21 protein-coding genes are annotated in these 20,459 nt (G+C 55.9%); 15 read left to right on the forward strand and 6 right to left on the reverse strand.

Going from position 1 to position 20,459, the window contains the following annotated elements:
- Positions 1 to 307 precede the first annotated feature (307 nt).
- Entirely contained in the window at positions 308 to 1,681 is a 1,374-nt protein-coding gene (locus BMX22_RS13550; RefSeq protein WP_074742993.1) for a TrpB-like pyridoxal phosphate-dependent enzyme, read from the reverse strand.
- Positions 1,682 to 2,234: 553 nt separating this feature from the next.
- Here BMX22_RS13550 and ilvB point away from each other — a divergent pair.
- The 15 genes from ilvB to BMX22_RS13625 all read left to right on the forward strand — a co-directional run bounded on the left by ilvB (position 2,235) and on the right by BMX22_RS13625 (position 15,410).
- A complete protein-coding gene (gene ilvB / locus BMX22_RS13555; protein WP_074742955.1) occupies positions 2,235 to 3,890 on the forward strand; it encodes a biosynthetic-type acetolactate synthase large subunit in 1,656 nt (551 codons plus the stop codon).
- A gap of 9 nt (positions 3,891 to 3,899) precedes the next feature.
- On the forward strand, positions 3,900 to 4,412 hold the full coding sequence (ilvN, locus tag BMX22_RS13560; RefSeq protein ID WP_074742956.1) for an acetolactate synthase small subunit: 513 nt from the start codon (positions 3,900 to 3,902) through the stop codon (positions 4,410 to 4,412).
- A 48-nt stretch (positions 4,413 to 4,460) separates the two neighbouring features.
- Positions 4,461 to 5,024, forward strand: a complete 564-nt coding sequence (locus BMX22_RS13565; protein ID WP_074742957.1) for a GNAT family N-acetyltransferase — start codon at positions 4,461 to 4,463, stop codon at positions 5,022 to 5,024.
- 18 nt (positions 5,025 to 5,042) lie between these two features.
- Positions 5,043 to 6,308, forward strand: a complete 1,266-nt coding sequence (gene leuC, locus BMX22_RS13570) for a 3-isopropylmalate dehydratase large subunit (protein ID WP_074742958.1) — start codon at positions 5,043 to 5,045, stop codon at positions 6,306 to 6,308.
- Positions 6,305 to 6,799, forward strand: a complete 495-nt coding sequence (leuD, locus tag BMX22_RS13575) for a 3-isopropylmalate dehydratase small subunit (protein ID WP_074742959.1) — start codon at positions 6,305 to 6,307, stop codon at positions 6,797 to 6,799. The genes leuC and leuD overlap by 4 nt, the downstream gene beginning before the upstream one ends.
- A 224-nt stretch (positions 6,800 to 7,023) precedes the next feature.
- The gene (locus tag BMX22_RS13585) at positions 7,024 to 7,500 is read left to right on the forward strand and encodes a hypothetical protein (RefSeq protein ID WP_074742961.1); all 477 of its coding nucleotides are present in this window, start codon (positions 7,024 to 7,026) and stop codon (positions 7,498 to 7,500) included.
- 9 nt (positions 7,501 to 7,509) lie between these two features.
- Positions 7,510 to 8,583 (forward strand): 3-isopropylmalate dehydrogenase, encoded by a 1,074-nt coding sequence (gene leuB / locus BMX22_RS13590; RefSeq protein ID WP_074742962.1) that lies wholly within the window; start codon positions 7,510 to 7,512, stop codon positions 8,581 to 8,583.
- Complete coding sequence (locus BMX22_RS13595) at positions 8,580 to 8,786, forward strand: hypothetical protein (RefSeq protein WP_074742963.1); 207 nt, start codon at positions 8,580 to 8,582, stop codon at positions 8,784 to 8,786. The genes leuB and BMX22_RS13595 overlap by 4 nt, the downstream gene beginning before the upstream one ends.
- Before the next feature lie 4 nt (positions 8,787 to 8,790).
- On the forward strand, positions 8,791 to 9,717 hold the full coding sequence (nadA, locus tag BMX22_RS13600) for a quinolinate synthase NadA (RefSeq protein WP_074742964.1): 927 nt from the start codon (positions 8,791 to 8,793) through the stop codon (positions 9,715 to 9,717).
- A 1-nt stretch (position 9,718) separates the two neighbouring features.
- Positions 9,719 to 10,756: a [FeFe] hydrogenase H-cluster radical SAM maturase HydE gene (gene hydE, locus BMX22_RS13605; protein WP_074742965.1), complete on the forward strand. Its 1,038-nt coding sequence runs from the start codon at positions 9,719 to 9,721 to the stop codon at positions 10,754 to 10,756.
- A gap of 49 nt (positions 10,757 to 10,805) precedes the next feature.
- The gene (locus tag BMX22_RS16945; RefSeq protein ID WP_318259759.1) at positions 10,806 to 11,330 is read left to right on the forward strand and encodes a hypothetical protein; all 525 of its coding nucleotides are present in this window, start codon (positions 10,806 to 10,808) and stop codon (positions 11,328 to 11,330) included.
- Positions 11,284 to 11,745: a hypothetical protein gene (locus BMX22_RS16950; protein WP_318259761.1), complete on the forward strand. Its 462-nt coding sequence runs from the start codon at positions 11,284 to 11,286 to the stop codon at positions 11,743 to 11,745. The genes BMX22_RS16945 and BMX22_RS16950 overlap by 47 nt, the downstream gene beginning before the upstream one ends.
- A gap of 328 nt (positions 11,746 to 12,073) precedes the next feature.
- The gene (locus BMX22_RS13615; protein WP_074742966.1) at positions 12,074 to 13,033 is read left to right on the forward strand and encodes a hypothetical protein; all 960 of its coding nucleotides are present in this window, start codon (positions 12,074 to 12,076) and stop codon (positions 13,031 to 13,033) included.
- Positions 13,034 to 13,125: 92 nt separating this feature from the next.
- On the forward strand, positions 13,126 to 14,661 hold the full coding sequence (locus tag BMX22_RS13620; RefSeq protein ID WP_074742967.1) for a sialate O-acetylesterase: 1,536 nt from the start codon (positions 13,126 to 13,128) through the stop codon (positions 14,659 to 14,661).
- A complete protein-coding gene (locus BMX22_RS13625; RefSeq protein WP_074742968.1) occupies positions 14,658 to 15,410 on the forward strand; it encodes a hypothetical protein in 753 nt (250 codons plus the stop codon). Before BMX22_RS13620 ends, BMX22_RS13625 begins: the two co-directional genes overlap by 4 nt.
- 42 nt (positions 15,411 to 15,452) lie before the next feature.
- Here the strand turns inward: BMX22_RS13625 and BMX22_RS13630 are convergent, their stop codons facing one another.
- The 5 genes from BMX22_RS13630 to BMX22_RS13650 all read right to left on the reverse strand — a co-directional run bounded on the left by BMX22_RS13630 (position 15,453) and on the right by BMX22_RS13650 (position 20,413).
- Positions 15,453 to 15,875: an Hsp20/alpha crystallin family protein gene (locus BMX22_RS13630; protein ID WP_081349218.1), complete on the reverse strand. Its 423-nt coding sequence runs from the start codon at positions 15,873 to 15,875 to the stop codon at positions 15,453 to 15,455.
- Between the two features lie 111 nt (positions 15,876 to 15,986).
- Entirely contained in the window at positions 15,987 to 16,373 is a 387-nt protein-coding gene (locus tag BMX22_RS13635; RefSeq protein WP_074742969.1) for a DUF6483 family protein, read from the reverse strand.
- Between the two features lie 311 nt (positions 16,374 to 16,684).
- A complete protein-coding gene (gene nadC / locus BMX22_RS13640; RefSeq protein WP_074742970.1) occupies positions 16,685 to 17,524 on the reverse strand; it encodes a carboxylating nicotinate-nucleotide diphosphorylase in 840 nt (279 codons plus the stop codon).
- A gap of 14 nt (positions 17,525 to 17,538) precedes the next feature.
- Positions 17,539 to 18,864, reverse strand: coding sequence for a D-alanyl-D-alanine carboxypeptidase family protein (locus BMX22_RS16565; protein ID WP_177173036.1), 1,326 nt, complete (start codon positions 18,862 to 18,864; stop codon positions 17,539 to 17,541).
- 91 nt (positions 18,865 to 18,955) lie between these two features.
- Complete coding sequence (locus BMX22_RS13650) at positions 18,956 to 20,413, reverse strand: L-aspartate oxidase (protein WP_074742972.1); 1,458 nt, start codon at positions 20,411 to 20,413, stop codon at positions 18,956 to 18,958.
- Positions 20,414 to 20,459: the final 46 nt, after the last annotated feature.

Consider the following 20,459-nt stretch of genomic DNA (forward strand, 5'->3'; position numbering starts at 1 on the left):
TCTCCCTCTGTGAGGGTGATTCCCGCTTTGCGGGGGATTTATTGTATAGTATCGGTAAGTGTTCCGTCGGCTGCGCCGAGGCGAAGATGTACGGAGCGGTCGGCAGGCATTGCTTTGCTCGCCTGCCTGCTGCTCAGGGGGACGCTGTCCCCCTCGGGTCACCCCCTGCCGGGGTGAGAACCTCACCCCGGACCCCCGCGGATTCCGCTTCGCGGTTTTTTTATTTATTGTTTCGCTAAATTGACAAAAAGCAGGCTGCCGTGCTCTGAACTACTGTTCATTTTCGGCAGCCTGTGGACCCCTTGTTTTATTTTATCTCGGGCAGTGAGGAGAGTGACTTTGCTATCTCTTCATCTGTGGGGATATAGTCGCTCATCTTGCCGTCATTGTATGCGCCGTATGCGTACATATCAAAGTAGCCTGTGCCTGTGAGTCCGAAAAGTATCGTCTTTTCTTCGCCTGTCTCCTTGCACCTGAGCGCCTCGTCGATCGCTACGCGGATAGCATGGCTGCTCTCGGGAGCAGGCAGGATGCCCTCGACTCTTGCGAACTTCTCGGCTGCCTCGAATACCGAGGTCTGCTCGACCGAGCGCGCCTCGATGAGTCCCTGGTCGTAGAGCTCGGAGAGTATGGAGCTCATGCCGTGGTAGCGGAGTCCGCCTGCGTGGTTCGGTGACGGCATGAAGCCGCTTCCGAGTGTGTACATCTTGGCGAGCGGGCACACTTTGCCTGTGTCGCAGAAGTCATATGCGTACTTGCCGCGTGTAAGGCTCGGGCATGATGCGGGCTCGACTGCGATTACCTGATAATTGGCTTCGCCGCGGAGCATCTCGCCGATGAACGGGGAAACAAGTCCGCCGAGATTTGAGCCGCCGCCTGCACAGCCGATTATCATATCGGGCTTGATGCCGTATTTGTCCATTGCTATCTTGCTCTCAAGTCCTATCACCGTCTGGTGGATGAGTACCTGTGAGAGTACGCTTCCCAGTACGTAGCGGTAGCCTTCCTGCGAAGTGGCTGCCTCAACTGCTTCGGATATGGCGCAGCCGAGGCTCCCGTTCGTGTCGGGGAACTCGGCAAGTATCTTCCTGCCGACCTCTGTCGTATTCGAGGGAGAGGGGGTGACGCTCGCTCCGTAGGTGCGCATTACCTCGCGGCGGAAGGGCTTCTGCTCGTAGCTGACCTTTACCATGTAGACCTGACAGTCAAGTCCAAAGTATGAGCACGCCATTGACAGCGCTGTGCCCCACTGACCTGCGCCTGTTTCGGTTGTGACGCCTTTCAGTCCCTGCTGCTTTGCGTAGTATGCCTGCGCTATGGCTGAGTTGAGCTTGTGGCTGCCTGAGGTGTTGTTGCCCTCGAACTTGTAGTATATCTTTGCAGGGGTGCCGAGCGCCTTTTCGAGACAGTATGCTCTTACAAGCGGCGACGGACGGTACATCTTGTAGAAGGACAGTATCTCCTCGGGAATGTCGATATAGGCGTTTGTCTCGTCAAGCTCCTGCTTTACGAGCTCCTTGCAGAATACGTGCTCAAGCTCCTCGGCTGTGACGGGCTTGCCTGTACCCGGATTGAGGAGCGGTGCGGGCTTCTTCTTCATGTCCGCGCGCACGTTATACCACTGCTTCGGCAGCTCGCTTTCCTCCAGATAGATCTTGTAGGGTATTTTTTCGTTTGACATAGCTTTTTTCTCCTTTTTGTCTTTTTTTCGGTACAATAAAAACTCCTGCCCGACATTGTTGATGTCGAGGACAGGAGCTCGGATACATAGCTTCTGCGGTGCCACCCCGCTTGACGTGTGAAACGTCCGCTCATGTGTACTTGTGATACACGGGATTTGATAACGCAGTACCGCTGCGGCTCGCATACTCGGTCGCCCTTTCAGCTCGCCCTCGGAAGTCCATTCGCCGCAGCCGCACGTACCTGCTCACACCTACGCAGGCTCTCTGGGACGCTTGTGAAGCGGTTACTTACACTTCCTCACTGGTTTATGCTTGCATTATAGCACATATTTCTGCGTTTGTCAAGGGGGGGAGCGGGCAGGGACGCGCAATGTGTGCGTGCTGACACGGCTTGTCCGCGGGATGCCGTGTTTATCCCCGAAGTCAGCGGACTGCCGCCGTATACTGCGTTTTTTCCCTGACCAAATATGTTTTTGGAGATGCCCTTGATTTTTACGGAGAAAAATGTTAAAATAGAAGAAGTATATCCCTATTCGGAAGGAAAACGATATTATGAGGATCACCGGTGCAAAAATAGTGGTCGAGACACTCATCGAGCAGGGCTGCGAGACCGTTTTCGGTTTCCCCGGAGGTCAGGTCATTGACCTCTTCGATGAGCTCTATCTCAGCCGCGACAGGATCGAACATATTCTTACCGCCCACGAACAGGGCGCCGCTCACGCTGCGGACGGTTTCGCACGCGCTACGGGCAAGGTCGGCGTCTGTATCGCGACCTCGGGTCCCGGGGCTACGAACCTCGTTACGGGTATCGCGACCGCTTACCTCGACTCTGTGCCATTGGTCGCTATCACGGGCAATGTGCCTTGCAGTCTCATCGGACGCGACAGCTTTCAGGAGGTCGATATCCTCGGCGTGACTATGCCCGTGACAAAACATAATTTCATAGTCAAGGACATTCGCGAGCTCGCGGATACGCTCCGCTCCGCTTTCAAGATAGCCAAGTCAGGCAGACCAGGTCCTGTGCTCGTGGATATCCCAAAGGACGTACAGACGGCTGAATGGGACTTCGAGCCGCGTCCCGACCCCGTTCGCCCTTATCCGCTCAGTTTCGCCTCGGAGAATAAGCTGCGCAGAGCAGCAGAACTGATAAACAGCGCTCAGAAGCCCTTCATCTACTTCGGCGGCGGTATCATTTCGGGCAAGGCTTCAAAGGAGCTGCTCGCGCTCGCTGACAAGACAGATGCGCCGCTCGGCTGCTCGCTCATGGGGCTTTCTGCCGTGCCGTGCGACTGTCCGCGTTTTCTCGGGATGAACGGCATACACGGTCACTATGCCTCCTTTGCCGCTCAGAGCGAGGCTGACCTCGTAATCGCTCTCGGTGTGCGGTTCTCGGACAGAGCTGCTTTCGGGGACGGGCATATCCCGCGTATCATACACATCGACATCGACAATGCCGAGCTCGACAAGAACGTCGCTGCCGACCTCGCCATAGAGGGCGACATCAAGGACGCTCTCTACAGGCTGCTGCCCATTATCGCCGAGCGAAAGCTCCCCGAGTGGAGCGCGCGCATTGAGGAGCTCCGTGCGGAGGAGCGCCGCAGATATGACCTCGCGGACAGGAAGCACGGACACATCGGGGGCAAGCTTTCGCCGCATGACATTATCGGCACGGTCAGCGGCATTGCTCCCGAAGACTGCATTATCGTCACCGACGTCGGACAGCATCAGATGTGGACCGCTCAGATGTATCCGCTCCGCAAGCCGAGGACTTTCCTCACGAGCGGCGGTCTCGGTACGATGGGCTACGGCATGGGTGCCGCTATCGGCGCTTCCGCTGCGACGGGCAGACGCACCGTCCTCTTTACGGGGGACGGCAGCTTCGGCATGGACCTCAATGAGCTCGCGACTGCTGTCGCGCAGGGGACTCCGCTGACCGTAGTTGTCTTCAATAACGGTGTGCTCGGCATGGTGCGCCAGCTACAGGCACGCTTCTACGACAAGCACTACTCCGCGACTACACTCGGAAGACAGACCGACTTCGTCAAGGTCGCCGAGGCTTTCGGCGCGGGAAGCGGCAGGGCTGCATCTGCCGATGAGCTCAAAAAGCTCGCGGAGGAGGCTTTCGCTTACGACGGCACTTTCGTCATCGACTGCGCCGTGGACTGCGATGAAGCGGTCTCTTCTCCGCTGTGGAACGACTTTGATTGAGGTGAGTGCATGGATTATAATCAGTACGTTATAGGCGTTATCGTTTCAAACGTATCAGGCGTGCTTTCGCGCGTTTCGGGTATGTTCACGCGCCGCGGCTTCAATATCGACTGCCTTACCGTCGGCGAGACGGAGTCTGCGGGGTTTTCAAGGATAACTGTCGCTTTCCACGGCGATAACGACATTCGCGACAAGATACTCAAACAGCTCGAGAAGCTCCATGACGTCAAGGAGGTCGAGGTGCTCGACCCGCATGATACCGTTATCCGCGAGCTGCTGCTCATAAAGATACGCAATTCGCCCGCTACAAGACAGGACATAATGACTGCGGTCGAGATTTTCCGCTCGAAGATAGTGGACTACTCTCCCACTGCCCTCATATGCGAGCTGACGGGCGAAACATCCAAGATAGACGCGTTCATCGAGCTGATGAAGCCCTACGGCATAATGGAGATGTGCCGCACGGGTATCGTCGCCATAGAACGCGGCGATAACTGCCTCAAGACCATGAAACAACTGTAGGTCGCCTGACAGCTTTGTTCGGTGCTGCCTCTAAAGGAGTTGTATGATATGAAACTACTGCTAAGGTGCGCGGATTTGCAGGACGCTGCCGCTTTGCTCGATATCTACGCCTATTATGTCAAGTATACCGCGATATCCTTTGAGTACGACGTGCCCGACGAGGCGGAGTTTGCAGAGCGTATGAGGAAGATATCCGCAAAATATCCCTACATCGTCGCCGAGACCGAGGGCAGGGTAGTCGGCTTTGCTTACGCTGCGCCGTTCTCCGACCGCAGTGCCTATGACTGGTCGGCGGAGCTGACGGTCTATGCTCACAAGGACTATCAGAAATGCGGCATCGGCGGGCTGCTCTACTCCGAGCTCGAGAAAGCCCTCGGGAAAATGGGCGTGACCAATCTGTACGCGCGTATCGCCGTCCCCGAGACCGAGGATAAGTACCTCACCGACAACAGCCTCGGTTTCCATAAGCACCTCGGCTATTCCGTCGCGGGACGATTCCATAAGTGCGGGTATAAGTTCTCGACTTGGTATGATATGGTGTATGTCGAAAAAATAATCGGCAGCCACTTCACTAAACAGGAGGATATCACTTACTTCTGTGATATCAAATAATCCGGAAAGCGTGATAATATGGGTATGACTATGACGCAGAAGATTCTTGCGGCTCATGCGGGAGCGGAGTCCGTGCGGGCGGGGGAGCTCATCCTCGCCTCGCTCGACCTCGTTCTCGGCAACGACATTACTTCGCCCGTTGCCATACGTGAGTTCGCCAAGCTCGGAAAAGACAGCGTGTTCGACAATAATAAGGTCGCGATGGTGATGGACCACTTCGTGCCCAACAAGGACATCAAAGCAGCAGAGCAGTGTAAGGTATGCCGCGGTTTCTGTGCGGATATGGATATAACCCATTTCTATGACGTCGGCGATATGGGCATCGAGCACGCGCTCCTGCCCGAAAAAGGTCTCGTCACCGCGGGGGACGCTGTCATCGGCGCTGACTCGCATACCTGCACCTACGGCGCTCTCGGTGCGTTCTCGACAGGCGTGGGCTCGACCGATATGGCGTGCGCTATGGCGATAGGCAAGGCGTGGTTCAAGGTGCCCTCCGCGATGAGGGTGGAGCTCACGGGGGCTTTGCGTCCCTATGTCAGCGGAAAGGACGTCATATTGCAGATAATCGGGAAAATAGGCGTGGACGGCGCGCTCTACCGCTCGATGGAGTTCGGCGGAGAGGGGCTTTCCTCGCTCACTATGGCTGACCGCTTCACTATCGCGAACATGGCGATAGAGGCGGGCGCTAAGAACGGCATCTTCGAGGTCGATGAGCTCACGCTCGGCTATATACGCGGGCACGGAGCTGACGAGCCGAAGGTATATGCTCCCGATGCAGACGCAGACTACGACGAAGTCCTGCACATCGACCTCTCCGAGACAGAGCCGACTGTCGCTTTCCCTCACCTGCCCGAAAATGCAAGGACGTTCGCGGATATCGGCGATGTGAAGATAGACCAGGTCGTTATCGGCTCCTGCACAAACGGCAGGCTCGAGGACCTGCAGGCGGCGGCTGAGATAATGCGCGGCAGACACGTGGCAAAGGGCGTGCGCGTCATCGTTATACCCGCCACTCAGCGCGTCTATCTCGAGGCTATGGAGCTCGGTCTGCTGAAGGTATTCATCGAGAGCGGCGCTGTTGTGTCGACTCCTACCTGCGGTCCGTGCCTCGGCGGTTATATGGGCATTCTCGCCGAGGGCGAGCGCGCGGTGACTACCACTAACCGAAACTTCGTCGGGCGTATGGGCCACCCGAAGTCGGAGGTGTACCTCGCGAGCCCCGCTACTGCCGCCGCAAGCGCGCTGACAGGCAGGATAACTTCTCCGTGGGAGGTAATGGCATGAAATATTCGGGTAATGTGATAAAATACGGCGACAACGTCGATACAGACGTTATCATACCCGCGCGGTACCTCAATACGAGCGAGCCGTCGGAGCTCGCCGCTCACTGCATGGAGGACCTCGACAAGACCTTCACTGCACGTGTTAAACAGGGCGACATCATCACCGCAGGACTGAATTTCGGGTGCGGTTCCTCGCGCGAGCACGCTCCGATAGCAATTAAGGCGAGCGGGGTCTCGCTCGTCATTGCAAAGAGCTTCGCGCGTATCTTCTACCGCAATGCTATCAACATCGGGCTCGCGATAGTTGAGTGTCCCGAGGCAGCGGAGGAGATACGCGAGGGCGATATAGTCGAGGCCGATCTCGACAACGGTATCATCCGCGACCTCACTGCGGGAAAAGTGTACAATACTGCCCCGTTCCCCGAGTTCGTGCAGAAAATCATCGGGAACGGCGGGCTTATCGCTTCGATCGCTAACGGAGCGGTGAAGTAGAAGAACTCAGAGCTCAGAATGTAGGGGCGCATTACAGCAAAGCTGCATATAACATCGCAATCCAAATCAAAGATTTGGTGCGCTGCTTATCCGTGCGCCCGTATAATGCGTAATTGGAGGTATCGCCTGCGGCGATGATTTGAAACGGGACGTCGAGGACGCCGTCCCCTACATATTGTTGCTTGCCGAAAGTCGTTTGCACAGAGTCCCTGAAAGGAGGAATCATGAAACGAAAGAGCTATAATCCCGCACTGATAATGTTCCCTATCGGTCTGCTCGAGATGCTGCTCGTCACGGGTGTCCCCGTGGGAAAGGCACCTCTGCCCATTGCGGCTGTTGTCGTGTTCGCGCTCGCTTCGATCGCTGTGATCGTACTCTCCGCGACGATAAAGGGCAACATCAGGCTGTTTGTAACGATAGGCGCACTCTTCCTCGCGACGCTCACCTTCATCGGCATTGTCGAGGTCGCCTGCGCGGATAAGATAGTTTTGCTCGCCGTGGGGTGGTTCATGGGGGCGTGTACGGGCGTTGGCGGCATAATCAAGTCCGTCCGCAACCGCGGGGACTACAAGGTGATCATGTCTGTCGTCTTTAACAGCCTGACCGTGCTCATCGCACTCATCACTGCCGCTGCGGAACTCGTGACTTTCCGCGGTCTGGTCATTCTCGAAAAAGCCGCGCCCGCTGTCAGCGGGCAGTAAGGAGCATTTATGAAAGCTGAAATCGCCCTTCTGAAAGGCGACGGCATCGGTCCCGAGATAGTGGACAGCACCGTCGCGGTTCTGGAAAAAACTGCGCAGATATACGGACACGAATTCGTATTCAAACCGTACCTCATAGGCGGCTGCGCGATAGATGCAACGGGACAGCCCCTCCCCGAGGAGACCGTGAACGGCTGCCTCGCGAGCGATTGTGTGCTGCTCGGAGCGGTCGGCGGTCCGAAGTGGGACGGTCTGGCAGGGGATAAGCGCCCCGAAAAGGCTCTCCTCGGCATCCGCGCTGCTCTCGGGCTGTATACGAACCTCAGACCCGCTAAGCTCTACCCCGCGCTGAGGGCTGCCTCGCCGCTCAAGGATGAGATAGTCGAAGGTGGATTCGACATCATGATCGTCCGCGAGCTCACGGGGGGTATCTACTTCGGCGAGCGCGGATTCCGCGAGGGCAGATACGGGCGGGAGGCTTTCGACACCGAAGCCTACAGCGTGACCGAGATAGAGCGTATAGGACGGGTTGCCTTCAACACCGCCATGAAGCGCAGCAGGCGCGTTTGCAGCGTGGACAAGGCGAATGTCCTCGAGACCTCGCGCCTCTGGAGGCAGACTATGCACCGCCTCGCGGAGGAATTCCCCGATGTCGCTTACACGGATATGTTCGTCGACAACGCCGCCATGCAGCTCGTACGCGACCCGCGGCAGTTCGATGTCATCGTTACCTCGAATATGTTCGGCGATATACTCTCCGACGAAGCCTCGCAGATAACAGGCTCGATAGGTATGCTGCCGTCTGCCTCGCTCGGGGACGGTACGCGCGGTATGTATGAGCCGATACACGGCTCTGCGCCCGATATCGCGGGACAAAATAAGGCTGACCCTATAGCTGCGGTGCTCTCGGGGGCGATGATGCTCAGGTACTCGCTCGGGCTCGCCGAGGAGGCTGACCGTATCGAGAGAGCTGTCGATGACGTGCTTAACGCGGGCTTCCGCACTGCCGATATTATGGGCTCGAAGCAGGGGAGCCCCCTCACTTGCACCGAAATGACGGAAAGGATTCTGGAAGCGCTATGATATGTGATAAATGCGAGGTCGAGATGAATCTCGCGGAGACGATAAAGCTCAACTTCACAAGCCCGAATTTCGCCGAGCTCGGATTCTTTCGAGTGCCGAAGCAGTATCGGAACGTGGAGAAATACATCTGTCCGCTCTGCGGAAAGACGGGCTATGCTCCCGAAATGCCGCAGGATGACGAGACTACCGTTGAAAAGGAGTAAAAATATGACAGTACGCGAACTACAGGACAAGATAATCAAGCTCAAAAAAGAAACGAATACTGCTATCCTCGCACACAGCTATCAGGCACGCGAGATAGTCGAGATAGCCGACTTCACGGGCGACAGCTATAAGCTCAGCGTCGATGCCACCAAGACCGACGCCGAAAATATCATCTTCTGCGGCGTTCACTTCATGGCTGAGACCGCGAAGATGCTCTCGCCGCAGAAGCGCGTCTTCCTCGCAAACAAGGACGCGGGCTGTCCTATGGCGGAGCAGATGGACAAGGACCTCATCTCGCAGATACACGCTATGGAGCCCGACCGCACCGTCGTCGCCTATATCAATACGACAGCAGAGCTGAAAACGGTCTGCGATGTGTGCGTTACGTCGTCGAGTGCGCTCCGCATAGTCAGGGCTCTCGACAATGACAAGCTGCTCTTTATCCCCGACTGCAACCTCGGAAGCTGGGTGCAGGCTCAGTGCCCCGAAAAGGATATCAAGCTCCTCAGCGGAGGATGTCCCACACACGCGGCGCTGACGGTCGCGGAGGTCAAGAAGGCTAAGGAGGAGCATCCCGACGCTCTCTTCCTCGTTCACCCCGAATGCGTTCCCGCCGTAGTGGCTCTTGCTGACTATGCGGGCTCGACAAGCGGTATCATGAAATTTGCCATGGAGTCCGATGCGAAGGAGTTCATCATCGGTACCGAGACTTCCATTGCCGAGCATTTGCAGTATGAATGTCCCGATAAGAAGTTCTACCCCGTGACTAAAAATATCGTCTGCCGCAATATGAAGCTCACGACCCTCCCCGATGTGTACAATACGCTCGCGGGAATGGACAGCGGTGAGGCTTTCGAGATACTCATGAGCGACGAGCTCATCGCCTCCGCGCGCAAGTGTATCGACGAGATGATACGCCTCGGAGGCTGATATGACCGAGCTTATCGAAAAACTTTACCGTACCTCAGACCTGTCAGACGCGGAACTGAAACTCCTGATAGTGATCGATGACGCGGATGCTGCGGAGCTCCTGCGAAGACGCGCTGACGAGGTGCGTCAGCGGCACTACGGGAAAAAGGTCTTCCTGCGCGGACTCATCGAGGTGTCGAGCTACTGTAAAAATGACTGCCTGTACTGCGGTATCCGCCGCAGTAACAAGGACGCCGACCGCTACCGCCTCACGCGCGAGCAGATAATGCTCTGCGCCGAGAGCGGCTATGAGCTCGGATTCCGCACCTTCGTCATGCAGGGCGGCGAGGACAGTTTCTTCACCGACGACTTTATCTGCGGCGTGATATCAGAGCTGCGCGGGAAATATCCCGACTGCGCGATAACTCTGTCCCTCGGCGAGCGCAGCTTTGACAGCTACAGGCGCATGAAAGAGGCGGGCGCCGACCGCTACCTGCTGCGTCATGAAGCTGCCGACGAGGAGCTGTACAAATGCCTGCACCCCGCGGAAATGAGCCTTTCACACCGCAAGCAGTGCCTTTTCGACCTGCGCGAGCTCGGGTATCAGGTCGGAGCAGGGTTTATGGTGGGGGCGCCTTATCAGACCGCCGACCACATAATTGCAGACCTTCGGTTCTTGCAGGAACTCAAGCCGCAGATGATAGGGATAGGTCCGTTCGTACCGCACCATTCCACGCCGTTTGCGGACGAAAAGGGCGGCACGCTCGGGCTAACGCTGAGGCTGCTCGGCATTCTCAGGCTGATGTTCCCGAAGGTGCTGCTCCCCGCAACGACCGCTCTCGGTACTATTGCTCCGAACGGGCGTGAACTCGGCTTGCAGACGGGCTGCAATGTGGTGATGCCGAACCTTTCGCCTGTAGATGTGCGGAAGAAGTATGACCTCTACGACAACAAGATATGTACGGGCGAAGAGGCGGCGGAATGCCGCGCCTGCCTGCAAAGGCGCATTGAAGCCGCTGGGTATGAGGTCGCCGTCGAGCGCGGAGACTGTATAGAATAACATTTGTAGGGGACGCCGCCTTGGCGTCCCTGCCAAAAAGGAGAAAAATATGCGAGTAAGATTCCATTTGCCCGATTTTTCGGGACGATTCAGCCTTAACCTGATGTTCGCGGAAATGCTGAAGAACAGACCCGACTTCTTCCGAGAAGGTGTCGAGATAGCCTCTTTCTACGGCGTTTTCCCGCCCTCGATATGGAACGGCGGACGCACTCAGGGCGGCGTCTGCGACAGCGCTTTCGTCAAGCGCGTTATCAAGGAGTTCAACGACCGCGGCATCCCCCTCCGCTTTACCTTCACCAACCCCGCTCTCGAGAAAAAACACCTCTCCGACCCGTTCTGCAATATGGTCATGAACCTCGCGAACAACGGGCTCAACGAGGCTATTGTGATGTCTCCGCTGCTCGAGGACTATATACGTAAGAATTACCCGAAGTACAAGCTCACGAGCTCGACCTGCAAGCGTATCACCGACCCCGTTAAGCTCGAGGAGGAGCTCGGAAAGGACTACAGCATCGTTGTTGTTGACTATGACTTCAACAATAACTTCGATGTGCTCTCGAAACTCCCCCCGTAAAGAGGACTGCGAGCTGCTCGTCAATGCCTGCTGTGAGCCTAACTGTCCACGCAGAAGCGCACATTACCGCTGTATCGGTGAGCAGCAGATAGCCTATAACGAGCACATCAAAAAGCACCCAGGTATGCCGTTCAATCCCGATAAGTTCGACCCCCAGCACTTCCGCGACTGCCCTTACTCGCAGCGCGGTATCTTCGAGATACGCGGGCTCCGCACTCATATCTCGCCCGACGACATCTGGGAAAAGTATGTGCCTATGGGCTTTGAACAGTTCAAGATCGAGGGGCGCACTGCGAGCGCTCTCAATATCCTCGAGACCTATATGTACTATATGGCTAAGCCCGAATGCCGTGACGAGGCGCGCTTCACGCTGCTGAAGGCTCTCGAGAACAGCGGGGCTCTCACCTATAGATAAACTCCCGATAGTGGGACGTCGAGGACGCCGTCCCCTACAGTCCGTTGCAGTTGGTTCGTTCGTGCATTTACGGGCGGCGGTACGCCGATTTATTGGCGTGCGTGCAATGCGAGTGAAAATGCGGACTGCCAAAGGCAGCCCCTACGCAGCGAAATGCAACCGCAACCAATTGTAGGAGCGGATATTATCCGCCCGCACAAGTATATATTTTTCAATGACATTACACGGGCGCACGGATAAGCAGCGCACCAAATCTTTGATTTGGATTGCGATGCTATATGCAGCTTTGCTGTAATGCGCCCCTACACATTGATTTCAAGGAGAATATATGAAAGCAAGATTCCACCTCCCCGATTTCAGCAAGCACTTCGCGTTCAATATCATCTTCGCGGAGATGCTGCAAGTCCTGCCCGACTACTTCCGCGAGGGCGTCGAGATAGCCTCCGTATACGGCACATTCCCGCCTGCGATCTGGAACGGCGGACGCTTTCAGTACGGGATCTGTGACAAGAATTTCATTAAAACCGTCATCAAAGCCTTCAACGATAAGGGCATTCCGCTCCGTTTTACTTTCACGAACCCCCTTATCGAGAAAAAGCACCTCTCCGACGACTACTGCAATATGATAATGCACCTCGCCGACAACGGTATGAATGAGGTCATCGTCGCTTCGCCCGTGCTCGAGGACTACATTCGCTCGAATTATCCCAATTACAAGCTGACAAGCTCTACCTGCAAGCGTATAACCGAGCCCGATAAGCTCTATGCGGAGCTTGAGCGCGATTACCATATCGTCGTCATCGACTATGACCTCAACAATAACTTCGAGGCGCTCGAAAAAATACGCGACAAGAAAAAGTGCGAGCTGCTCGTCAATGCGTGCTGCAATCCGAACTGCAAGCTCCGCTCCGAGCACTACCGTGTCATCGGCGCTGAGCAGTTCGCCTATGCCGAGCATATCAAAAAGCACCCGAACAAGGACTTCGATTTTTCTGTGCTACCCAAGTACGCGGAGTATCAGAATGAGGCGATATTCGGCTGTCAGTGCATGAACCGCACTACCTTCGAGAGCCGTAAACTGAGCAGCCATATCTCTCCCGATGCGATATGGGAGAAGTATATCCCCATGGGCTTTGAACAGTTCAAGATAGAGGGCAGGACTATCGACCTCTTTAACCTCATGGAGCACTATATGTACTATATGGTCAAGCCCGAGTGCCGCGATGAGGCTCGCCTCAGACTTTATATCCAGCTCGCCAAGCGCGGCGTTATAAAGGCGCAGTTCTGACTGTAGAGGCGCCCTTCGGGCGTCCGCAAACTGCAAAAAATGACGGGCGAGCGGAACTCGCCCCTACAGATTCCACGCAAAAGGAGTTTACTATGAAAACAGCCCCGATTTTCAGCGATAATATGGTGCTTCAGCGTCACAAGAACATCCGCGTGTTCGGCTCGTGCTCGGGCAGGGAGCAGCGCATCACCGTCAGCATCCCCGAGCTTCACGCCTCCGCGGAAGCCGTCATCACGGACGGCAGGTGGGAAGCTGTCCTGCCTGCGCTCCCCGAATGTGACTGCTGTACCCTCGTCGTTGCCTGCGGTGCAATACAGAAGCAATTCTCCAACGTCGCTGTCGGGGAAGTTTGGCTCGCGGGAGGGCAGTCAAACATGGAGTTCGAGCTCCGCAACGACAGGCACGGCACCGATGAGCTCCGAAAGTGCGCAGACGAGAATGTGCGCTATTACTACACGCCGAAAGTTTCTATGCTCGGCGATGAGCTTACTGCCGCAGAAGCCGCTTCATGCTGGACTGCCGCCTCGGAGACGGATTCGGTCGCGTGGTCGGCGGTCGGCTGGTACTTCGCAAAGGAGCTCAGCCGCAGGCTCGGCTGCACTGTCGGCATTATCGGCTGCAACTGGGGCGGTACCTCCGCTTCCGCATGGGTGCCGAGAGATGTTCTCGATACCGCGGGGCTGCGCCCTTACCTCGATGAGTATGCCTCGGCGGTCGAGGGAAAGACCGACGCGCAGATGATAGCCGAGTATGACGAATACGTTGCATATCAGACCGAATTTGATAGGCGCGTCGGCGAGTGCTACGCTGAAAACCCCGATATTTCGTGGGACGAAGTGCTCGGAAAATGCGGCGAGAACCGCTATCCAGGTCCGCTCGGGATTAAAAATCCAATGCGCCCCTGCGGGCTCTTCTACACCATGATAAGCCGTGTGTCGCCATATACTGTGCGCGGCGTGCTCTGGTATCAGGGAGAGTCCGACGACCACCGCCCCGAGTCCTACTATGAGCTGATGTGCGCGCTGATACGCTGCTGGCGCGAGGTCTGGCACGACGACGGTATGGCTTTCCTCATCGTGCAGCTGCCGATGTATTCATGCGACGGAGATACCGAATCAATGCGCTGGGCTTTCATACGTGAGGCGCAGGAGAGGCTCTTCCGCACCGTGAAAAATACGGGGCTCGCTGTCACCCTCGACTGCGGCGAATACAACAATATCCACCCCGCCGACAAGTCTGCGGTCGGGCACAGGCTCTTTTTGCAGGCGATGAGCGAGGTCTACGGGCTCTCGGACAGAGCCGATACCATGCCGCCGTTGTACGGCTCGCATGAGGTCAGGAACGGCGATACTATGGTCGTTTACCTCGATAACCCGTCGCATTGCCTGTCGGGAAATGACAGCTGCCGCGAGGGCTTTGAGCTCGCCGGGGCGGACGGTGTGTACTTCCCTGCCGACTCCGTGGAGATACTCGGTGACCAGATACATATAAAGTCCGAGAAGGTAAAGCGTCCCGTGAACGTGCGCTTTAAGTGGATAAACTATGCCGATGTGGGGCTTTTCAGCTCAAACGGCATTCCCGCGGCTCCCTTCCGCACGGACAATTTCTGCAAGGAGAATAAGCAATGAGGAAAATCGCCGTACTTATCGCCGCGCTCTCGCTGCTCGCTCTGACGGGCTGCGGGGAAAAAGCTGACAAGGCTGCTCGCGTGGAGGAGACGACTGCCGAGACTGCTTCGCTCAGCGACGCGGAAAAACTGCAAAGATTAAAGGAGACCAGCATCAAACGGCTCGGGCTGACTGCCTCTGAGCTCCCCGAAGAGGCGCTCGAGGTGCCCGATGACTGGGAGCAGCTCACCGTAAACGGCGTGACCGTGCGGCTTCCTGCGGACTTTACCGTGGATGCTGAGGACAGCACTGTCTATGATTTCAGGTGCAATGACGTCAAGGGCTATGTCTGCTTCAGCGACGATGGTGATGTCGATGTGAACGAGCTGTATAAAACTATGATGGATATGGCTGACCTGAAGAAGGTCTTCGGCAGCTTCGGACTCGAATTTGACGGTACTACGCGGTCGATGTTCGGGAATTTTCTGAAGCTGTCAGAGGAGGATATCAGGTCTGCCGATGAGAAAACACGCGATGAACTCACTAATTTCGGAGGCCTGTTCTTCTTCACCGAGAAGGCTTACGATGTCGAAAAGAGCGGCTGTGAGCTCTTTATCTCGGATATGAAGGACAGCCTGCGCGACGACGAGGGCAACGATGCCTACAGCGTGGACATCTTCGACGACAACAGCGAGCTTTCCGTCATTACTGTCAATTGCAAGGACGAGCTGACTGCTTTGCGTATCGCTGCCTCAGCCGATTTGCAATAGGCGCTGTATAAAAAAGGACTGCTTACGCAGTCCTTTTCGTTTTTACTTTATTTCAAGCCTCTTCGCTACGGGTTCCGCGGGCTTCTTCTTCGGGAGCTCTATCGTAAGGATACCGTTCTTGTACTCCGCTGTGATAGTCTCTGCGTCAACGTCGGATATATCAAAGCTCCTCTTGTATGAGCCGTATCTTCTCTCGCGGCGGATATACTTGGTATTGTCGTCCTTTTCTTCCTTCTCCGCGGTGTGCTCGGCGGAGATAACAAGGAACTCGCCGTTTATGTCGAGCTTGATGTCTTCCTTCTCGAAGCCAGGCAGCTCCGACTCCATCACGTATTTATCGCCGACATCCTTGATATCGGTCTTGCAGGCGTTGACGGGCATACTGTCATAGCTCTTGTCGATATCGTTCCATAAATTGAAAAGGTCAAATGCGTTTCTTTCAAAGGGTGTCATTCCGTACATCATATTTATTCCTCCTTAATATTCAGCCCTTTCGGGTCTGTCGGTGATAGTGTGTGCGTCATTCGGTGGGATATACGTGTTCCATTGGGATCAGTCCTTTCACTGACTTTTCTTTTAATCCTTTGAATGTGTCACAAGGTCAACTACCTCAGGCGAGATGTAATGCGAAAAGAACCGTTTCATCTCGGCTTCGACGTCGGAGTACAGCAGCCCGTACTTATCGAGGTAATCGTCGTCCTTCTGACATAGGTGGGTGTAGAATCTGTAGCCGACGATAAGGTCGTCCTGCGACCTGTCAGCCGTTTCTCTGTCCAGTTCGGATATTGCCTCTCTGACCTTTCCGCCGTCGAGCATATCGGTCAGCTTTTGGACAAGCTCCTCCTTTTGCCGGTCCTTCAGCACCAGCATTGCGGGTGATTCTACGTTTACGTGAAACAGAAGTCTCATCGCTGCGTCAATACATTCTTTTATCTGACGCATAATGTAATCATCTTCAAACATAGGGGTGAGCTCCTTTCGTTTCATTGTCTGTATGATACAGCCGTTTTGTGTTGGGTTTATTATGGTTTTGTGAAAAACAGATGAAATTTAGCACTCGTTATATACGAGTGCTAACACTTATATGGCTAGAGTGCTAATGTGCCGCGGCGGAGTGTTCGGGAATTTGCGGAACGCCGAGGGCGGCGTTCCCTACAAGTGATTGTCGCGGGGGCGGTGGTATATTGGCGGGCGGCGGAACGCCGCCCCTACAGGGGGAATGCTCCGTGCGGTAAAAACAGGGGGCGGATGATATCCGCCCCTACAGTCTGCGTTCATTTGCGAATCTTCATTGAGATATCAAAACACTTCACGGAGTGGGTGAGCGCTCCGAGCGAGATTATATCTACGCCTGTCTCCGCTACAGCGCGGATATTCTCGGCTGTGACGTTGCCTGATGCCTCCAGCAGAGCAGCTCCCGCGGTTATCTCCACTGCCTGCTTCATCTCCTCGCAGCTCATGTTGTCGAGCATGATTATCTCGACCTTGTTCGCAAGAGCTTCACGGAGCTCGTCAAGTGTGCGTACTTCGACCTCTATCTTCACCGTGTGTCCTATCTTCTCGCGAAGTGCCGTCACGGCTGCTGTGATGCCGCCGTATGCGTCGATGTGGTTGTCCTTCAGCATTGCTGCGTCCGAGAGATTGAAACGGTGGTTCTTGCCTCCGCCTACTGTCACCGCGTACTTTTGCAGTGCTCGTAGTCCTGGGAGAGTCTTTCGCGTGTCGGTGACGGACGCGTTTGTCCCTGCGACGAGCTCCACACACTTATTCGTTGCAGTAGCGATGCCCGACATATGCTGCAAAAGGTTGAGCGCTGTCCGCTCGCCCTTGAGGAGTGTGAGCGTGCTGCCCTCAAGCTCGGCAATGATGTCGCCCTTGTTGACCTTTGTGCCGTCTTGAAGGAGTATGCGGAAGTCAACGTCTCCGCCTGCAAGGTCGAATACGCGCTTTGCGACCTCTATGCCGCATACGACTCCGCTGTCCTTCGCGACATAGTACGCGGAGCTGCGGTGCTCGGGCGGTATGAGGTTGTCAGCGGCGGCGTCGATGTAGTTGATGTCCTCCATCAGAGCCGTCGTGATGATATTGTCGATGTAGCACTGTAATAATTTCATGGCTGTTACCTTCCTTAATACGAATACTTTGAATCTACGCAGAGGTACTCTTCGAGCGTCAGCCCCGAATCGTGTACGAGCTGTGCCAGCTCTTCGCCGAGGTAGCGGATATGCCAGCTCTCGTACTTGTAGCCCGTGATATCGTCCTTGCCCTTGGGGTAGCGGATGATGAAACCGTATTTGCAGCAGTTATCCGCAAGCCATTTCGCCTCGGGCGTGGAGGTGAAATAATCGCTCGCGTAGTTGATATCCGCGGCAAGCCCCGTCTGGTGCTCGGAGTGTCCCGGACGGGCGGAGTAGGTGTCCGCCTTTGCCTTGCCGTCGCGCGCAACGTAGCTGTTGTAAAGCTGTGCCTGATAGCTGTACGAGCGGTAGCCCGAGCATATACTGAGGTTCATGCCGTCCTGCTTTGCGGCTGACTGCATCTTCGCAAACGCTGTGTTGAATTCGGGGAGAAGTCCTCCCGGAGCATAGGTCGAGGGGAGGGGATAGGTCTTGTTCGCGATGAGCACGCCGTTGACATAGGTTATCCCGTCTTTGTACGTTATCTCGCGGCGGGTGAAGTTCTCAGCCGTGCCGTCCTCCCATTCAAGGGTGAAGTGATACTTGTCCATGCGGGAGAAGTTGCCCGTTTTGGACGTCCCGTCGCTGTAGATGAACTGCGCGCGAGTCCTCATCGGGAGCACCTTGATCTCTTCGCTGCCGCAGCTCCCCGACAGCCAGTTGAGCGTGTAGCTGCGTCCCTTGTCGGAGACGTATTCTCCGATAAGGTAGGGTCCCTTGTCAAATGGGACGTCGCTCTTGTAGGTGAAGAGCGCGGGCTCGGCTCCGCTGCTCTTCAGATAGAAGCGATCGCCGTCAAGCCACGATATCTTCGCGGAGACACTTTCCTCCGCGGAGAGGGTCAGCTCTATATCGTCGCCCCACTTGCTGTGCGTGAAGGGGACGGAATCATCGGCGGTTATGTCGGCGGACGAGCCTTCGCCGCGCTCGCCGAACCACATATAGTACGTGCCTTTGCTGCTCTCGCAGATGTAGGTGCCCTGCGGGTCGTCTATGGCGTTGCGGACATAGCTCTTGCGCATGAGGATAAGGTCAAAGGTGTCAACTCTGCCGTCTTCGTCGCAATCGGCGCGCTCTGCCTGCTCGGCTGTGAGCTCTCCGCCGCCGAGAAGATATTTGCTCAGCAGTACCATGTCCTGCGTGTTTATGATGTAGTCGCCGTTTATGTCCGCTCTTAGCAGCGGAAGTACGGCTTCGGCGGCGTGTGTCTGCACTGCCGCTGTCGGCAGCAGAGCCGCGGTCATCAATGCGGCTGCCGCGATCTTTAGCAATTTCATCCTTTTGCCTTTCTTTTGAGGAGCGTTTGTATGGGAGCGCGGGCGATGCGTTACAGGCGGGGAGTTCGCGGGCGCACGCACGGCTGCACTCTTACTGCATTACCTCGCCGAGTATGATGTATGCCACGGTCACTATCGACTTCGCAAGCACGTAGTCTGCGTCCACAAGATAGCCGCCGTTGAGCAGGTCCTCGCGTATCTCCTTTACGCGGCGGAAGCCCTCCGCTGCCTTCTTCTTGTCGGGAATGACAAAGTGGCTCTCCTGCATTATCTTGCGTGTCTCGGTGCGTATGCCCTTGGGGATGCGCGATGCTCCGATGTGTGCGTCGAACTGCACCTCCTCGAAATCCTTCGGTGCTTTAGATGCCTTCGCTGCTATGTCAAGTGCTGCATGGCGCGAGAATACGAGCGCTTCGAGCAGTGAGTTGCTTGCGAGGCGATTGCCGCCGTGTACTCCCGTGTGCGAGCACTCGCCGCACGCATACAGGTTCGGGAGCGTGGTCTCGGAGTTTTTGCCGACGTCGATGCCGCCCATAAGATAGTGCTGGCACGGGAATATCGGTACGGGTCCTTTTGTGAGGTCCCAGCCCTGATCGAGCAGGTTCTTGTATATCATCGGGAAGCGCTTCTTCAGGAACTCGCTGTCCTTATAGCTTATGTCAAGGTAGAAGTCCGTCGAGTTCTGCTTGCGCGACTCGAGGATTATCGAGTGCGATACCACGTCGCGGGGAGCAAGCTCGAGGCGCTCGTCGTAGTTGTGCATGAAGCGCTCTTTGTTGCAGTTGAGTAGGTATGCGCCCTCGCCGCGGACTGCCTCGGAGATGAGGAAGCACTCGCGTGTTGCGCGGTTGTTGAATGCTGTCGGGTGGAACTGCACGTAGCTGAGGTTCTTTATCTTTGCGCCCATTTCGTACGCAAATGTGATGCCGTCACCCGTCGCTATCGCGGAATTTGTCGTGAACTGGTATACTCTGCCGATACCGCCCGTGGCAAGTATCATATAGTGGCAGTTTGCCGTGATGTACTCGTCGTCGGGAGTCTTCAGGAACGCTGAATAGCCTGTGGAGGTCTGCTTCACCGCGCACATCATGGTGTTCTCCATTATCGTCACGTTCGGGAGCTTCTTCACGCAGTCGAGCAGGGTCGTAGTGATAGCTTTGCCTGTGGAGTCGGCGTGGTGGAAGATGCGGTGGTGGCTGTGTCCGCCCTCGAGCGTGCGGTGGTAGCTCCCGTCGGGGTTCTTGTCGAAGTCGACACCGAGCCCGATTATCCGCTCGATGTCCTGCGCTGCTTCGCTGACGAGCGTGTGTACGGCGTCAACGTTGTTCTTGAAGCCGCCTGCTATCAGCGTGTCGTTCTGGTGGTACTGTATGCTGTCGGTGGGAGAGTCGTACACGCCTGCGATGCCTCCCTGTGCGAGCATAGAGTTGCAGAGGGGCAGCTCACGCTTGCAGAGGATAAGGATATTGAGGTCGGCGGGAAGATTGATCGCGGCGTATAGTCCCGCAGCGCCACAGCCTGCGATTATAACGTCATAGTTTACAGACATAATGAGCACGTCCTTTACCTGAATTTTACCAAATGGGTATACACAT

Source organism: Ruminococcus sp. YRD2003 (assembly GCA_900109435.1).
GTDB classification, from domain to species: domain Bacteria; phylum Bacillota; class Clostridia; order Oscillospirales; family Ruminococcaceae; genus Ruminococcus; species Ruminococcus flavefaciens_G.

Bases quoted from the DNA above. Each gene is read 5' to 3' on its own strand.
- BMX22_RS13550 (WP_074742993.1), bottom strand. From the start codon at position 1,681: ATGTCAAACGAAAAAATACCCTACAAGATCTATCTGGAGGAAAGCGAG.
- ilvB (WP_074742955.1), top strand. From the start codon at position 2,235: ATGAGGATCACCGGTGCAAAAATAGTGGTCGAGACACTCATCGAGCAG.
- ilvN (WP_074742956.1), top strand. From the start codon at position 3,900: ATGGATTATAATCAGTACGTTATAGGCGTTATCGTTTCAAACGTATCA.
- BMX22_RS13565 (WP_074742957.1), top strand. From the start codon at position 4,461: ATGAAACTACTGCTAAGGTGCGCGGATTTGCAGGACGCTGCCGCTTTG.
- leuC (WP_074742958.1), top strand. From the start codon at position 5,043: ATGGGTATGACTATGACGCAGAAGATTCTTGCGGCTCATGCGGGAGCG.
- leuD (WP_074742959.1), top strand. From the start codon at position 6,305: ATGAAATATTCGGGTAATGTGATAAAATACGGCGACAACGTCGATACA.
- BMX22_RS13585 (WP_074742961.1), top strand. From the start codon at position 7,024: ATGAAACGAAAGAGCTATAATCCCGCACTGATAATGTTCCCTATCGGT.
- leuB (WP_074742962.1), top strand. From the start codon at position 7,510: ATGAAAGCTGAAATCGCCCTTCTGAAAGGCGACGGCATCGGTCCCGAG.
- BMX22_RS13595 (WP_074742963.1), top strand. From the start codon at position 8,580: ATGATATGTGATAAATGCGAGGTCGAGATGAATCTCGCGGAGACGATA.
- nadA (WP_074742964.1), top strand. From the start codon at position 8,791: ATGACAGTACGCGAACTACAGGACAAGATAATCAAGCTCAAAAAAGAA.
- hydE (WP_074742965.1), top strand. From the start codon at position 9,719: ATGACCGAGCTTATCGAAAAACTTTACCGTACCTCAGACCTGTCAGAC.
- BMX22_RS16945 (WP_318259759.1), top strand. From the start codon at position 10,806: ATGCGAGTAAGATTCCATTTGCCCGATTTTTCGGGACGATTCAGCCTT.
- BMX22_RS16950 (WP_318259761.1), top strand. From the start codon at position 11,284: ATGACTTCAACAATAACTTCGATGTGCTCTCGAAACTCCCCCCGTAAA.
- BMX22_RS13615 (WP_074742966.1), top strand. From the start codon at position 12,074: ATGAAAGCAAGATTCCACCTCCCCGATTTCAGCAAGCACTTCGCGTTC.
- BMX22_RS13620 (WP_074742967.1), top strand. From the start codon at position 13,126: ATGAAAACAGCCCCGATTTTCAGCGATAATATGGTGCTTCAGCGTCAC.
- BMX22_RS13625 (WP_074742968.1), top strand. From the start codon at position 14,658: ATGAGGAAAATCGCCGTACTTATCGCCGCGCTCTCGCTGCTCGCTCTG.
- BMX22_RS13630 (WP_081349218.1), bottom strand. From the start codon at position 15,875: ATGATGTACGGAATGACACCCTTTGAAAGAAACGCATTTGACCTTTTC.
- BMX22_RS13635 (WP_074742969.1), bottom strand. From the start codon at position 16,373: ATGTTTGAAGATGATTACATTATGCGTCAGATAAAAGAATGTATTGAC.
- nadC (WP_074742970.1), bottom strand. From the start codon at position 17,524: ATGAAATTATTACAGTGCTACATCGACAATATCATCACGACGGCTCTG.
- BMX22_RS16565 (WP_177173036.1), bottom strand. From the start codon at position 18,864: ATGAAATTGCTAAAGATCGCGGCAGCCGCATTGATGACCGCGGCTCTG.
- BMX22_RS13650 (WP_074742972.1), bottom strand. From the start codon at position 20,413: ATGTCTGTAAACTATGACGTTATAATCGCAGGCTGTGGCGCTGCGGGA.